Below are 15,279 nucleotides of genomic sequence, written 5' to 3' on the forward strand. Positions count from 1 at the left end.
TCACTCGTCTCGACCTCGACCCCGTGTCGCCCGCTCGCGCCAGCGCAGCTCCCCCGCCGCGTCACCCACCACCGCGCTGGCCTTCTCAGCCCCCAACGCCGCGGCTTCGCACACCGCCGCGACACCCTCGCAGCCCGCAAACGCGGCCGCGAACACCAACCCTGCCCGGCGCGCGTCATCGGGGGCACCCCGCGCGAGCAGAGCCTCGCCAAGATCGATCCGCGCGCGCTGCAACAGCGTGGGCTCGTCAGCCTCGAGCAGCTCGACGCAGCGCTGCAGCTGCTGGATCGCCAACCCCGGCTCGCCGCTCGCCAAGTACGCGAGCCCGAGCTGGGAGTGGGTGCGCGCCATCGCGGGATCCCCCGGCGGCAGGGCGGACTGCTGGATCGCCAACGCCTCGCGGTATTGCTCGATCGCTCCGTCAACGTGTCGGCGCGCGAGCGCGACGTGCCCCAGTATCAGGTGGGTCTCGGCGCGCGCGAGCTCGTTCGTTGCTAGGTCGTCAGCGTAGATCTGTGCCGCGTGTGTCGCGTGGGTCTGCGCGAGATCGAGCTGACCTGCATCTAGCTCCAGCCGTGCGCGCAGCGACTCGACGTGGCCGACCTGCTCGCTGTGTCGCCCAAGCGCGTCGACGTAGACCCGCGCAGCCTGGTCGAGCAACTTTCGCGTCGCGGCTTGTCGGCCCTGCTCGAACTCGAAGCGGGCGAGCTCGTAGTGGGCATCGCCGACCCGTGGGTGGACCGGGCCAAACGCGTTCAGGCTGGCCGCGAGCGCCCCGGTGAGCGCCTCGCGGGCGTCCTCGATCCGGCCTTCGAGCGCGCGCGCGCGGCTGAGATCCACGAGCATCGCTGGCTTGGATGGGTGGATCGGGGCGAGCTCGTCGAGCAAGGCGATCGCGGCGAGCAGCTCGGCCCCCGCAGCTTGGGCGTCGCGTTCAACCAGCGCGACCCGGCCCGAGAGCCACAGCGCGCGGGCCTGATCGAGGTCGCGCTTGCCGAGTCGGTCGAGCCCGGTCGCGGCGCGGCGGGCCCACACGCGGGCCTGCAGCGGGGCATCGCCGCGGGCGAGGGACACCCGCACCAACTCGAGGGCGATCTTCGGCACCAGCGCGTCGGCGTCGCTGCGCTCTGCCTCGTCGAGCGCGTCTTGCAACCGCTCGATCGCGCGCGCGAGCGCGTCGGTGTTCGCCAGCAGCCGACCGTGGATGTACATCGCTTCCGCGACGACAGGGCCGTACCCAAGCTCGCGCGCGCGCTCGAGCGCGTCCTCGGCCACGGGCAGGCTCGCGTCGGCGTCGGCTGACTCGATCCGCATGTCGAGCTCGGCGAGGTCCGCTCGCAGCTGCTCGACGCTGTCCTTCGCGGGTCCTTCCGGCCGCGCGGCAGACAGCAACGCATCTATGTCGCCGCACTTCTCGGGATCGGGGAGCGCGGCGGTGGCCTCGCTCGCTCGCTCGATGACCCGTGGAGCGCCGGCCCCAAGCTGTCCAAGCAGCGCTTCGTATCCGCGGCTGGCCCGATCTAAGCATGCCTCGCGCAGGGTCAGCACCTCGGGGGAGAACTCGTGACGCACGACGGTGGCCTCGCAGGCGTTGACGCGCTGCGCCCCCCACGTCTGCGCCCAGGCTTGCAGGCGCGGCTCGACCCGGGACCAGGTCGCGTCGGCGTAGGGCAACTCCGAGCGCGTGAACGCTTCGCGCAGCTCGGCGCCCCGAGCCGGCGTCCAGACCCGCGCCGCGCTCTCGGCCAGGGTAGGGCAGGGCGAGGCGCGCTCGGGGGCGAGCATGCCAACCGCGAACGCCAGCACGCCGATCCCCGCGCCGACGAGGCCGAGCCACCAGCGACGCTTGGGGACCTCCGGGTCGCACGCCAACGCGGCGATCAGCTCGTTCATCGACGCGAATCGCCGCTCGGGCGCCGGGTCGAGCCCCCGCACGATCACCTCGCGCAACCACAGGGGGACGCGGCTGTTGGGTGGGGCTTCGACGATCTCGCCGGCCCCGGTCGCGATACCCAGCTCCATGGCGGACTTGCCGATGAACGGGCGATGTCCATACAGCGCCTCGTGCAACGCGACGCAGAAGCTAAATTGATCCGAGGCCGCGTCGACGTGCCGGCCAACGAATTGCTCGGGTGACATGTACGCGGGGGTGCCCATCAGCGCGCCGGTTCGCGTGATCACATCATCTTCATCTTCATCGTCGTCGTAGTCGTTGGCGGCGGGTGGATGCTTGCTGAGCGTGTCGTCAAGCTCGGCGTCGCGATCCGGCGGGCGCGCCACGTTGGTCTGGGTGGCGATCCCGTCTTGCGAGCGCTCGTTGTCGTCACCCGGGGCGCGCGGGGTGAAGCTGTCTTCGGTCGCGTCTGGATCGTGGCGGCGACCAGCACGAGGGAGCGGGCGACGCTCGCCGTCGCCGAGCTCACCAGTGCGCAGCAGCTGATCCAGCGACGTGCCAAAGCTGGCTGGCTCGCCTTCGGTGTCCGGCTGGGCGGGGCTCAGCTCGGCGAAGGCGATCGGCTCGATCGGACAGGCGAGACCGAAATCGAGCACGCGCGGACGATTGTCCCGACCAACCAGCACGTTGTCCGGTTTGAAGTCACGGTGGATGACGCCCGCCTCATGGGCAGCGGCGAGCCCCCGGCCGGCCTCGGCGAACATCGCGACGATCTCGTCGACCTCGTGCTCGGCACGCATCCAGTCGCCAAGCGTCTGGCCGTCGACGAACTCCATCGCGACGAACACGCGGCCCTCGAACTCGCCGACGTCGTAGACCTGCACGACGTTGGGGTGCGAGAGCTTGGCCAGCGCTCGGGCTTCGCGGCGCAGGCGGGCCTCGAGATCCGCTCGGCGCGCCCGCTGCGGGTTGAGCAGCTTGATCGCCAGCTTGCGGTCGAGGCCCTCGTGGTAGGCCGCATAGACGACGCCGATCGCACCCCGTCCGAGCTCCCGCAGCAGCGCGTACCGACCCGCGTGGGTCGGGCCGTCTTGGCGATCGAGGCGACGCCCCAAGATGCTGTCGGGCGGCTGACTCTCGTGATCGTCCGGACGGCGGCGCAGCGCCGCTTGGAGCTCGTCGACCGCGGTGACCGTCGCGTCCATTTCGTGTCAGGCAGTGCTTGGCTCGCCGCTGGCCCGGTCTCAGGCCCGTGGCGAAGCCTCTGCCTGCTCGCCTCAGCCCTTGGGCTTGATCGTGATCACTGGACCGTACTTGATCTTGCCGTTGTTGTTCGTCTCGGCGGCGAACACGATGTTGACCAGGTCGGACTCGACGGCGGGGAACACACGCTCGGTCAGGCCCTTGGCGGTATCGCGCGGCCAGCCGCTGGTGTCCTCACCCCGGATCGGCACTTCGGTGCCGTACAGATACTGGCCTTCGATGTCGTTGATGATGACGACCGCATCCTGGCCCCGCGGCGTCTCGATGACGTTGTTCTGCAGGTCGGGGCTCGACAGCTGAAGTGAGCCGTCAGCGGCGATGGAGGCCGTGAGAACATAGGTGTTGGCGGTCGTGTTGTTGGTGGAATTGCTGGTGCTGGGCATGGGTCGTGATCGGGCCACGCGCGAGCTTCGCACAAGACCCCCCATGCCGGCCAGCCAGCGATCCGATCAGGCCTTGGGTAACTGTAAGACCCGCGCCGAGCCGTCGCGTTGGGCCCCGGAGTCGCCGCAGCGGCCCCACCGACCGAGGTCCCATGTACAAATCCGTCACGTTTGGTCTCCTCCTGCTCCCCCTCCTCGCCCTCACCCCCGGCTGCGCCAAGCAGGGTGAGGCGGCGGCCCCCGACGGCGGCGATGCGCTCGGTACCAGCTTCGGCGAGCGGACCCAGGCATCCGCCGCGAAGCAGCGCCGGAGCGATCGCCCGGCGAGCCCAAGGCCGAGCATGGGCGGCGCGACCGAGTCCGAGGCGGCCCCAAGCGACGCCAGCAGCTGGGGCGACGACGCCGACTTCGGCTCCGGCGCGATCGCCATTGAAGAGAGCAAGCCTGGGCTTGGCACCGCCTTCGGCGAGCATCGCCACTCGAGCGTCGAGACCGTGGGCTTTCGCCGGGCCGACCCGTCGACCCCCGACGTCGTGTTCAGCATTCGCTACAACGACGTCGGCGGGGTCCGGGCCGCGGCCACGCACAAGCGAACCCGGGCGTTCTCCAACGACGCGATGCAGCAACACGCTGGCCTGTCGTTCGCGCTGCTCGACGACCGCGGTGACATCCTTCCCGCGGCGTCGGTTGGCTCGGAGTTGTGGGCCGTTGGGCAGCCAGAGGCGCGCTACAGCCTGGCGATCGCCAACGACACCAGCAGCGCGTTCGAGGTCGTGACCTCTGTCGACGGACTCGACGTGATCGACGGCGCCCCGGCGAGCTTCTCCAAGCGCGGCTACATCGTCGATCCCTTCAGCTCCGTGGTGATCGACGGCTGGCGGACCAGCGAGGACAGCGTCGCCGCGTTTCGGTTCTCGAGCATCGAGGACAGCTACTCGGAGCGCATGGGTGACGGCCGCAACGTGGGCGTGATCGGGGCTGCGTTCTTCCGCGAGGCGCCGCGCCAGTGGGAAGAGTGGCGGGCCCCCGAAGAGACCTGGCGCCGCGATCGCGCCAACCCCTTCCCCGGCAGGTAGCGACGGCCCCCGCCGGTCACAGCAGGTCCGCCAAGAACTGACCCGTGTACGAGGTCTTGTGCTTGGCGACCTGCTCGGGTGTGCCTTCAACGACCAGGCGGCCCCCACCCGCGCCGCCTTCTGGGCCCAGATCGATGATCCAGTCGGCGCACTTGATGACGTCGAGGTTGTGTTCGATCACCACGACCGTGTTGCCGGCGTCGACGAGCCGCTGCAGGACGCCGAGCAGCCGGGCGATGTCTTCGAAGTGCAGGCCGGTGGTCGGCTCGTCGAGCACGTAGAGCGTGCGCCCGGTCTGGACCTTGCCGAGCTCGCGCGAGAGCTTGACCCGCTGGGCTTCGCCGCCAGACATGGTTGGCGCGGTCTGGCCGATCTTCATGTAGCCAAGCCCGACGTCGGTCAGCGTGGTCAAGATCCGCTTGAGCTTGCGGTGGTTGCTGAACAGCTCCGCGCACTCGTCGATGCTGAGCGCGAGCACGTCGGTGATCGAGTGGCCGCGATAGCGGACCGCCAAGGTCTGTTGGTTGTAGCGCCGGCCGTTGCACACTTCGCAGGGCACGTAGACGTCGGCGAGGAAGTGCATCTCGACCTTGACGACGCCGTCGCCGGAGCAGGCCTCGCAGCGGCCGCCCTTGACGTTGAACGAGAAGCGCCCGGCCTTCCACCCGCGGGTCCGCGACTCGGGCAGCTGCGCGAACACGGAGCGGATCTCGTCGAACGCCTTGGTGTAGGTGCCGGGGTTGGATCGCGGGGTCCGACCGATCGGGCGTTGGTCGATCGCAATGACCTTGTCGAGCGCCTCGAGCCCGACGATCTCTTTGTGCTCGCCAACTTTGTCGCTGGATCCGTGCAGCATCCGGCCAAGCGCGGGCAGCAGGATCCCGTTGACCAGCGAGCTCTTGCCCGCGCCGCTGACCCCCGTGATCGCGCACAGGACCCCAAGCGGGAACCGAACGTCGATCTTGGCGAGGTTGTGTTCAGCCGCGCCGCGGACCCAGATCTCACCGCTGGGCTCGCGGCGCCCGGTCGGGACATCGATCCGCTTCTTGCCTGACAGATAGTTGCCAGTGACGCTGTCCTTGCAGCGCTCGAGCCCCTTGGCGGTGCCGGAGTAGACGACCTCGCCGCCGAGGTGACCGGCGCCCGGGCCAAAGTCCACGACGTGGTTGGCGGCCCGGATCGTGTCTTCGTCGTGCTCGACCACCAACACGGTGTTGCCCAGATCCCGGAGCCGCTGCAGCGTGGCGATCAGGCGCTGGTTGTCGCGCTGGTGCAGCCCAATGCTGGGCTCGTCGAGCACGTACATGACGCCCGAGAGCTCGGAGCCCAGCTGGCTGGCCAGGCGGATCCGCTGGGCCTCGCCGCCAGACAAGGTGGGGCCCGAGCGATCCAGGGTCAGGTAGTCCAGGCCAACGTTGAGCAAGAACCCGAGCCGCCCGACGATCTCTCGCAGGGCGCCCTCGGCGATGATCTTCTGCGCGCCAGTGAGCTCCAAGCCGCCGACCCACGCCTGCGCGTCGGCGACGGTCATCGAGGTGAGCTCGGCGATGTTGTTGCCACGAATGCGCACCGCCAGGCTCTCGGAGCGCAGGCGCTTGGACGCACAGGTCTCGCAGTCGGCCTCGCGGAAGTATTTGCGGTAGTGCTCGCGGGCGGAGTCTGAGGCGGTCTGGCTGAACCGGCGCTCGAGGCTGTTGACCACGCCCTCGAAGCGCATACCCCACTCGCCGTGGCTGTTGCCCTCGCCCTCGGTGCCCCACTTGACGCGGATCCGCTTGCCCTCCGAGCCATACAGGACCAGGCCGCGCTTGCGCTTGCCGAGCTTGTTCCAGGGCTTGTCGAGATCGATCGAGTAGGTGTTGGCGACGGCCTCGATGATGCGCCAGGTCCAGCCTGCCTCGCGGTCGGCCGCGTTGGACCAGGGCCCGATCGCGCCGTCGCGGATCGAGAGCTTCTCGTCGGCGATGACGAGCTCGGGATCGACCTCCATGCGCGTGCCCAGCCCGTTGCAGTCTGGACACATGCCAAGCGGCGAGTTGAACGAGAAGCTCTGCGGGCTGAGCTCGGGGAACGCCAACCCGCAGCACGATCGCTCCTGCGAGAACGCCATGCTGACCGTCTGCGCTTCGGTCTCGCCGTCTGCGTTGGGGGGCTCAGCGAGCAGCTGCAGCTCGCCCTTGCCCTCGCGCAGGGCCAGCTCGACGCTCTCGGTGATGCGCATGCGATCTTGCTTGCGGATCTTGATGCGGTCGACGACGAGCTCGATCGAGTGCTTGAATTTCTTGTCGAGGGTGGGCGCCTGCTCGAGCCGGTGCAGCTCACCATCCACGCGCACGCGCACGAACCCACGCCCGCGCAGCTCTTCGAACAGCTCGCGGAACTCGCCCTTGCGGTGGACGACCAGCGGCGCCAACAAGGTGGCCTTGCTGTCCTCGGGCAGGGCCAGCAGCTCACCCACGATCTGCTCGGCGCTCTGCGAGGCGACCGGCTTGCCGCACTCGTGGCAGTACTGGGTGCCGACCCGCGCGTAGAGGACCCGCAGGTAGTCGTAGATCTCCGTGATCGTGCCAACCGTGGACCGTGGGTTGGACGACGCGGCCTTCTGCTCGATCGCAATCGTTGGCGACAGCCCGCTGATGTGCTCGACCTTGGGCCGCTCGAGCTGGCCCAGGAACTGGCGCGCGTAGGACGAGAGGCTCTCGATGTAGCGACGCTGGCCCTCTGCGTAGAGCGTGTCGAAAGCCAGGCTGGACTTGCCGGATCCGCTGACGCCGGTGAACACCACGAGCTCGCGCTTGGGGACGCGCAGCTGATCGATCTTGAGGTTGTGCTCGGACGCGCCGCGGACCTCGATCCAGTCGGGCTCGCTGACGGTGCCGAGGCGCGGGGCCGCCCTGGTGGTTGGGGTCTTCTTCGACCGCGCGGTCTTTTTCTTGGTCTGCTTCTTGGATCGCTGCGCCTTCTTGGTGGGGCTGGCCGCGACGCGAGTGGGCAAGTGGCTTCCGTCTGCCTGGTCCGAGGACATGGGCCGGGAATCTAACTGATTCTCCGTTCAGTCCAAACCCTGGGCCCATCCCCCAGTTGGGTGGGACGGGCCCGGCCAGAACGCGACTGGCGCGTGTTGCGCAGTTGGCGCGTGGGGTCAGAGCGGCGATGAACCTGGTTAACATGCTCGCGGGATGCAGACGGATCGATATGACTGGCTGCTGGTTCAGCTCGACGAGGTTGGTGAGGCGGTGAGCAAGATCGCGGCCGCGCTGCTCGACGTCGAGGTCGACCAAGAGCAGCTGTTGCCGCTCGACCAGCAGACCGACGCGCTGCTCGAGGAAGTCTTTGATCATGGCCGCATCGCGCTCGTGGATGCCCGCACGGCGGCGATGATCCTGCGACCGCCCAGCCGCATTCGGGCGTACGCCCAGCTGCTGGCCCAAAAGTCGCGGCTGCTCCACGAGCTTGGGCGGGTCCAGGCGAGCCACGCCCTCGCGGGCCGGGCCCTGGCGCTGCAGCTCGAGGCCGCGGACTTGGAGACCGATCCCGAGAAGGTCGATCACGCGGCGATCGAAGCCTTGCTCGACCGGGACCCGCCGCTGCACTTGGGCGCACGCCAGCAGCAGCTGTTGGACGCCCTCGACGGCAGCGAGTGACAGGGGTCCAACGTCGGGCGAGCTCAAACAGTGAAGTTTGTGTGGGACAGCCCGAGGGTTGGACAGCGATCATGGCTTGCGCCACAGCGGAGCCGTTGGCGCTTATAATGCCGAGCCGCGGGGCCATTTCACCCCGCGTCATCACCAGCGAGCTCGCGCCCGTGACCGACCACTCCCTCGAACTGTCGTCTCCCTCTGTCACCCGCCGTGGCTTTTCGCGTCCTGCGTTGCTGAGCTTGGCCGTCGGCGTCGGGGTGATGCTGGCGCCGACGCGCGCGCACGCGGGCAAGGGGAAGACCGAGGGACCCAAGGCTTCGCTCGAGGCGTCGGCCTCGACGGACGACGGCGCTTCGGCCAACGCCGACGCGAGCGCGTCCAAGCAAGAGCGTCCCAAGGGGGAGCGGTGGATCGATCGCTACCCGCCCGAGCCCATGATGCTCGAGCTCGGCGTGTGGGGCGGCGTGCTGTTTCCTTCGCCTCAGCTCGAGCTGTTCGAGGCGGAGCTCGGGCTGCCACAGCAAGGTCGCAAGCAGTACGGGATCCTGGCCCCAGACGTGGGCCTGCGCCTGGGCTTCTACCCGCTCCGGCACTTCGGGATCGAGGCCGAGGGCGGCGTGATGCCAGCCTCGCTGCGCGACCAGGCTGGCAACCCGATCATCTGGGCGGGCCGCGGGCACCTCGTCGGCCAGATCGGGCTGTGGCGGCTGACTCCATTCATCGTTGCCGGCGCCGGCGCGATGGGGGTTGCGAGCCCGCGCGCGCAGGTTGGCAGCGAGGCCGACATTGCGATCCACTTTGGCGCCGGCCTCAAGTTCTTCATCAACTACTGGCTGCTGCTGCGCCTCGACATCCGCGACAACCTCACCAACCGGGTGGGCGTTGGCGAGGGCGTGACCCACAGCCCGGAGATCCTGCTTGGCTTGTCGGTCACGCTCAATCGCAAGAGCGAGAAGCCGGTCCGCGATCGGGATCACGACGGCATCCCCGACAACGAAGATCAATGTCCGACCGAGCCGGGCCCGGCGCCAACCGGCTGCCCGCCAGACGCGGACCAAGACGAGATCCCAGACGAGCTAGACAAGTGCCCGGACGAGCCGGAGACCAAGAACGGCTTTGACGACGACGACGGCTGCCCCGACGTCGTCCCCAACGAGTTCGCCGACCTCGCCGGCATCCTCAAGGGCATCAACTTCGACTCGGACAAGGACGTCATCAAGAAAGACTCCAAGCCGATCCTCGATCGGGCCGTGGAGGTGTTGCAGATGTACCCGCAGGTTCGGGTGGAGATCAGCGGGCACACCGACTCGAACGGCGGCTACGAGCACAACGTCGACCTCTCGCAGCGGCGGTCTGCGGCGGTCAAGCGCTACCTGGTGGACGCGGGGATCGACGAGTCGCGGATCGAGACCCGCGGGGCGGGGCCGAACGAGCCGATCGACACCAACGACACGGCCGCTGGGCGCGCTGAAAACCGCCGCATCGAAGTCAAGATCCTCACGCATTGACTTTTACCCCCACAGGGGGTTTCGCACTTCGCGGTCACTCGCTTCGCTCGCTCCCCTTGGGCTGGCTGTGCGCGGGGGTATGTGTGGCCCCCTAGGAGGGGGCTCTTGTCTGGGCGCTTTCCCGCCGGCGTGGGGCGCTCCATTCGTATCCTTCCCCTGGCGGGGGCTTTCGTTTGGGCCGCTCACGGGCGGGGTGCGGCGCTTCATCCTCGCTTCGCTCGCTCCCCTTGGGCTGGCTGTGCGCGGGGGTATGTGTGGCCCCCTAGGAGGGGGCTCTTGTCTGGGCGCTTTCCCGCCGGCGTGGGGCGCTCCATTCGTATCCTTCCCCTGGCGGGGGCTTTCGTTTGGGCCGCTCACGGGCGGGGTGCGGCGCTTCATCCTCGCTTCGCTCGCTCCCCTTGGGCTGGCTGTGCGCGGGGGTATGTGTGGCCCCCTAGGAGGGGGCTCTTGTCTGGGCGCTTTCCCGCCGGCGTGGGGCGCTCCATTCGTATCCTTCCCCTGGCGGGGGCTTTCGTTTGGGCCGCTCACGGGCGGGGTGCGGCGCTTCATCCTCGCTTCGCTCGCTCCCCTTGGGCTGGCTGTGCGCGGGGGTATGTGTGGCCCCCCTGGCGGGGGCTTTCGTTTGGGCGCTCACGGGCGGCGTGGGGCGCTCCATTCGTATCCTTCCCCTGGCGGGGGCTTTCGTTTGGGCGCTCACGGGCGGGGTGGAGCGCTCCATTCGCTTCCTTCCCCTGGCGGGGGCTTTCGTCTGGGCGCTCACGGGCGGGGTGCGGCGGCTCCATTCGGTCCCTGTTGGCTGGGGGCTCGCCCGGGCTGAAAGCAAGTGTGCTACACGCTGGGCTTGGCCGAGCGCCTCAGCATGTCCGACTCCGTTTGGCAGATTCGTCGTCCGAGCAGCGGGATTCCGCGGGCGGCTGCGCCGAATTTGCGCGGGATGAGTCGCGTCGAGCTTGGCGAGTGGTTGACGCGCGAGCTGGGGGCGCCGCGGTTTCGGGCCGATCAGGTGTTTGGGTGGCTGCACCTGCACCGGGTCGACTCGTTCGAGGCGATGACGAACCTGTCGAAGCGGGAGCGCGCGGCGCTGGGGGAGCGGGCCAGCCTCGATCGGCTGCAGGTCGATACGGTCCAGCGGGCTCGGGATGGGACCCGGAAGTTGCGGCTGCGGACCACCGACGGGCACGCGATCGAGTCGGTGCTGATCCCCAACGACGAGCGCGGGCTGACCCAGTGCATCAGCTCGCAAGTGGGCTGCGCGCTCGACTGCCGGTTCTGCGCGACGGCGAGCTTGGGGTTCACGCGCAACCTCGACACCTGGGAGATCGTCGAGCAAGTCACGCGCGCCCGCGAGCTGCTGGCCAGCGAGGCGCTGAGCGAGGGGGCAGAGTGGACGCCGCGGATCACCAACGTGGTCTACATGGGCATGGGCGAGCCGCTGCACAACTTCAATCAGGTGCGGCGCTCGATCGAGATCCTGACCGACGACGTGGGCGACGCGATCGCTGGCCGTCGGATCACGGTCTCGACGTCGGGCCTGGTCCCGGCGATCGAGCGCTTCGCTCGCGAGGGGCTGGGGCTCGAGGTCGGGCTCGCGGTCAGCCTCAACGCGACCACCGATCCCGTGCGCGACCAGGTCATGCCGATCAACCAGCGCTGGAGCATTGCCACGCTGCTGGCCGCGGTCCGCGAGGTGCCCACCTCGCGGCGGCGACGGGTGACCTTCGAGTACGTGTTGCTGCGCGACGTCAACGACACCGACGGCGACGCGCGACGACTGGTGAGCCTGCTCCGAGAGTTTCGCTGTCACGTCAACGTCATCCCGTTCAATCCCCACCCGCACGCGCCCTACCAGCGGCCCAGCGATCGGCGGATTCAGGACTTCGTCGCGATCCTGCGCGAAGCGGGGGTCCAGTGTTGGCTGCGGACACCGCGAGGCGACGACATTCAGGCGGCGTGTGGGCAGCTCGCGGCGGATGCCTGAGCTACGCTGGCTATTCGATTCCCTGTGCATGTGTTCGGCCTTTTGGGCAGGAACCGCAGAAACCGGCAGAAACCGATCGATCACTGGGCTGCAACCACGCAGATGCGCGTGTTCGCTGCCCGAATCTCTAGCAGCGGTGACCCCTCCGCGCGGTCTGGCCCCACGAGCAGGCGAAATCCACGAAGGTCTGCGCTCTAGAGCCTGCGGTTGTTCACGATTGAGTGCTAAGTTGGTGGTTGCGATGATGCCTGCCTCGGTCCTGCTCGCACTGCTCTCGTTCTCGCCGCCGGCTGATGCAGCAGCCGAGCCTCCTGCGCCCGCGGTCAGCCCCGAGCCGCAACGACGCGAGTACGAGGCAGCGCTGGAGTCCGTCCGCACGGCGCAGCGGATGGCCAACGAGGATCCGCAGCGCGGATCCGTGCAGCTGCGCGACGCGTTGGTGGTGCTCAGCGGATACGGCACGATGCTCGCCAAGGATCCCGAGGGGCAGGATCTGCGAACGATGGCGCAGCTCACCTTGGCGCGCGCGCTGCTGGCCACCGACAACGCCAACGCTGCGCGCGAGGCCATGGACGACGCGATCCGAACCGCACGCGGCGATCCGCTTCCAACCAAACAGTTCGGGCCTGGGCTCACGGCGCTCCACAAGGAGCGGGCGGGTGCGCTCGCCAAGCTCGGCAGCGGCACCATTGCGATCCAGTGCAACGTCCCTTGCCGCGTGTACATCAACGAGCGCCCGACCAAGTCGAGCACCGACGGGTTGGTGCCCGGCAAGTATCGCGTGTGGATCGAGGCCAGCGACGGCAGCCAGCCCGATGTCCAGTCCAGCCTCGAGGTCGAAGCCGAGCAGACCGCGTCAATCGAGTACGGCGTCGCGCCGATCATCGAAGATGGCCCGAAAGGCGAGACCAAGTCGTCCAAGCGCATCATGCCGCGGTGGGCAGAAGCTGTGCTGATGAGCGCGGGCGCGGTCGCAATTGGGACAGGCGCGGCGTTGTGGGCGATCGACGGCAGCTGCCCCGATGGCGCGGACCGGACCGACGTCGTTGCCTGCCCGCTGGTCTACATCACAAAGACGTCTGGCATCGTGTTTGTGGCGGCTGGCAGCGCGCTGTTTTTGTCTGGCACGATCAGCTTGGCCGTCGACGAGGTCCGCCTCAAACGTGAGCCGAGCCAGCCAAGCTCGACCGGCACCGCGGTGACCTTGCAATGGACGAAGCGGTTCTAGAACCGCTTGGGGTCAAAGACGGGCTGAGTCCAGGATCAGGCGGCGGTTCTCGCTGCGGGGGGTTGCGTTGGCTGCGGCGCGGACGGTCTCGCGGCGGTGATCGGCGAGGCGGAACCGGAGCGATCGAGCGGCGCTGAGGGCGGGTCGCAGCAGGGATCGGGCTTCACGGACGAGGGCGAGGGCACGAAAGTGGGCGCTCATGCAGGCCCAACTGTGCAACCCATGGACCACTTTCACGTGGTCTTTGCGGGGGCTTGACGACCTGCTTTCAGGCTACGCCGATCCTGATGCCCCGGGGCCCGACATTCGGGTCATGCCGCGCCGAGGCGGGGGCGTCAGTTCGCGGCGGTCTTCGCGGCTTCGGCTGCCAGCAGGGCGGCGATCGAGTCTTGCAGCCCCCGCGCGGCAGCCCGGTGCTTGCGCTCGAGACCGTTGAAGATGATCGAGAACGCGATTGGATCGCGGCCGACCGCGCTCGCGTAGCCTGACAGCGCCGAGACATCATCGAGGGTGCCAGTCTTGACCCGGACCCAGTCGCGCGCGTCGCTGTCTTTCAGGCGCGAGCGCGTGGTCCCGTCGGCGCCCATGATCGCGAGCGAGGCCAGGTAGTCGCTGCGATAGCGAAAGTCGCTGTACACGTGGCCCAGCAGGTAGGTGAGGGCGCGCGGCGAGATCAGGTTGTTGGCGTATAGACCCGATCCGTTGCCGAGCACCAACCCGGTCTGCGGCATGCCGATCTCTTGGGTGTAGGCCCGCAGCTGCTCGAGCGACGCCTCGGCGGTCGCGTGGTCGCCCGGCGCGAGCGTGCGCAGGATCTGCTCGGCCATGAAGTTGTTGGAGAACTTGTTCACGCCACGACACAGCTCCGAGAGCGACTCGGATCGGAAGGTCGCAACCAGCTCGGCGTCGCGCGGGACCTCGCCAGACTCGATCTTGGTCTTGCTCAGCTTCACGCCGCGCTGCGAGAGCGCGAGCATGAGCAGCTCGCCCGCGTAGCGCGATGGATCGCTGATCGGATAGCGGTAGGAGCTGCGCCCGTTGTCGATGCCGACCTCGCCGTGGAAGCTGACGATCGTCTTGCCTGCCTTTTCCTCGGTCGAGACCCACAGCTGGTTGCGGCTGCCGGCGACGGTCTTGGCCTTGCTGGCGTCGAGCTCGAGGCTGGGGATCGCGGGCTGCACGGACAGCACCGGGGCCGCGCCAAGGATCTCGGATGGGCGGGCGAACACTTCGTAGGTGTTGTAGTTGACCGACATCGCGCCGCCGGGGGCCCGGTGCGAGGCGAACTCGTCCTTTTGATCGAAGCCGGGCGGGAGGCCGTCGCGGTCGAAGCGGGTAGCGTCGACCACGATCGGTCCGCGGATCTTGGTGATCCCGGCGGCCTGCAGCTGGCCGGCGAGCTCGTAGATCTCGCCGGTCACGAGCGAAGGGTCCCCGCCGCCTTCGAGGTAGAGCTTGCCCGTGACGACGCCATTCTCGACGCCGTTGGCGTCCACATGGACGCGCGTCACGTAGCGGTGCTCTGGGCCCAAGCGCGCGAGCGCGGCGGCGGTGGTGACCAGCTTGGCGTTGCTGGCGGGGTTCAGCGCGGTGTCAGCCTCGCGCTCGTAGAGGCTGTCGCCGGTGGCCAGGTCGACGATCGAGATGCCCACGCGCAGCTCGGGCGGGAGCGCGGCGGCGGCGATCAGCTCGTCGATGCGGACGTCGAGGGGCGCGTCGCTCACCGCCTCCGAGGATGTTGGCGACGCCTCGCTCGCCGCGGCCTTTGGCGGGCTTGCGTGGGCCGGCCGGATCGCGGTGAAGCCGGTTGGCGACGCCGACTGCGGGCCGATCCCCATCGTGACGGCGCCAAGCATGCCGAGCGTGCCGAGCAGGCCAAGCGCGAGGGCAGGGCGGCGAACCGGGATCAAGCGACGGACCACGCTGCCACCCTAGTCTCAGGCCCGACCAAACCCCAAGTTTTTGCTAATCGCCCTCGCACGGGTTGGCCTCTTGTTCGTACGCCCATTTACCGTCGCGGCACCACGCAGCGGTGCTTGCGCCACACGGATCGCCCCAGTCGATCACGCACCGCGAGCCCTCGGCGTGGCAGGTCGCCTCCGCGCGCGGAAGCGGCTCACAGGGATCCAGGGAGCCAGCGCATGGTGATAGTCTCGCGACGTGCCAGACCAGCGTGCTACCCCCAAACATCGGCGTGAGCGTGATTGGCGGTCCGGGTCCGGCGTGGTTGCCCGTCGCGTGCTCGGGCGCGCGCTGTGGGTCGGGCTGGGGGGCGCCACGGCGCTGACCCTGGCCCCGCGCGCGCACG

At 68.7% G+C, this 15,279-nt stretch carries 9 protein-coding genes; 5 read left to right on the forward strand and 4 right to left on the reverse strand.

Annotation, left to right across the window (positions count from 1 at the left end; all coding sequences use genetic code 11):
- A complete protein-coding gene (locus DB30_RS18105; protein ID WP_052550598.1) occupies positions 1–3,099 on the reverse strand; it encodes a serine/threonine-protein kinase in 3,099 nt (1,032 codons plus the stop codon).
- A gap of 72 nt (positions 3,100–3,171) precedes the next feature.
- Entirely contained in the window at positions 3,172–3,540 is a 369-nt protein-coding gene (locus DB30_RS18110; RefSeq protein WP_052550600.1) for a hypothetical protein, read from the reverse strand.
- 152 nt (positions 3,541–3,692) lie between these two features.
- On the opposite strand from DB30_RS18110, the gene DB30_RS18115 reads away from it, so the two are divergent.
- Positions 3,693–4,616 (forward strand): hypothetical protein, encoded by a 924-nt coding sequence (locus DB30_RS18115; RefSeq protein WP_052550603.1) that lies wholly within the window; start codon positions 3,693–3,695, stop codon positions 4,614–4,616.
- Positions 4,617–4,632: 16 nt separating this feature from the next.
- On the opposite strand, the gene uvrA is transcribed toward DB30_RS18115, so the two are convergent.
- Complete coding sequence (gene uvrA / locus DB30_RS18120; protein WP_146659443.1) at positions 4,633–7,641, reverse strand: excinuclease ABC subunit UvrA; 3,009 nt, start codon at positions 7,639–7,641, stop codon at positions 4,633–4,635.
- A 154-nt stretch (positions 7,642–7,795) separates the two neighbouring features.
- Here uvrA and DB30_RS18125 point away from each other — a divergent pair, with 154 nt between their 5' ends.
- The 4 genes from DB30_RS18125 (at position 7,796) to DB30_RS18140 (ending at position 12,971) form a co-directional block, all read left to right on the forward strand.
- Complete coding sequence (locus DB30_RS18125) at positions 7,796–8,260, forward strand: hypothetical protein (protein WP_052550606.1); 465 nt, start codon at positions 7,796–7,798, stop codon at positions 8,258–8,260.
- A 161-nt stretch (positions 8,261–8,421) separates the two neighbouring features.
- A complete protein-coding gene (locus DB30_RS18130) occupies positions 8,422–9,765 on the forward strand; it encodes an OmpA family protein (RefSeq protein WP_165703829.1) in 1,344 nt (447 codons plus the stop codon).
- Positions 9,766–10,624: 859 nt separating this feature from the next.
- Positions 10,625–11,743 (forward strand): dual-specificity RNA methyltransferase RlmN, encoded by a 1,119-nt coding sequence (rlmN, locus tag DB30_RS18135; protein ID WP_052550628.1) that lies wholly within the window; start codon positions 10,625–10,627, stop codon positions 11,741–11,743.
- Between the two features lie 241 nt (positions 11,744–11,984).
- Positions 11,985–12,971, forward strand: a complete 987-nt coding sequence (locus DB30_RS18140; RefSeq protein ID WP_052550609.1) for a tetratricopeptide repeat protein — start codon at positions 11,985–11,987, stop codon at positions 12,969–12,971.
- Positions 12,972–13,306: 335 nt separating this feature from the next.
- On the opposite strand, the gene dacB is transcribed toward DB30_RS18140, so the two are convergent.
- Positions 13,307–14,893 carry a D-alanyl-D-alanine carboxypeptidase/D-alanyl-D-alanine endopeptidase gene (gene dacB / locus DB30_RS18145; RefSeq protein WP_052550612.1) on the reverse strand — a complete coding sequence of 529 codons (1,587 nt, stop codon included), beginning with the start codon at positions 14,891–14,893 and terminating at the stop codon, positions 13,307–13,309.
- Positions 14,894–15,279: the final 386 nt, after the last annotated feature.

It is taken from the genome of Enhygromyxa salina (assembly GCF_000737335.2).
Lineage (GTDB): Bacteria > Myxococcota_A > Polyangia > Nannocystales > Nannocystaceae > Plesiocystis > Plesiocystis salina_C.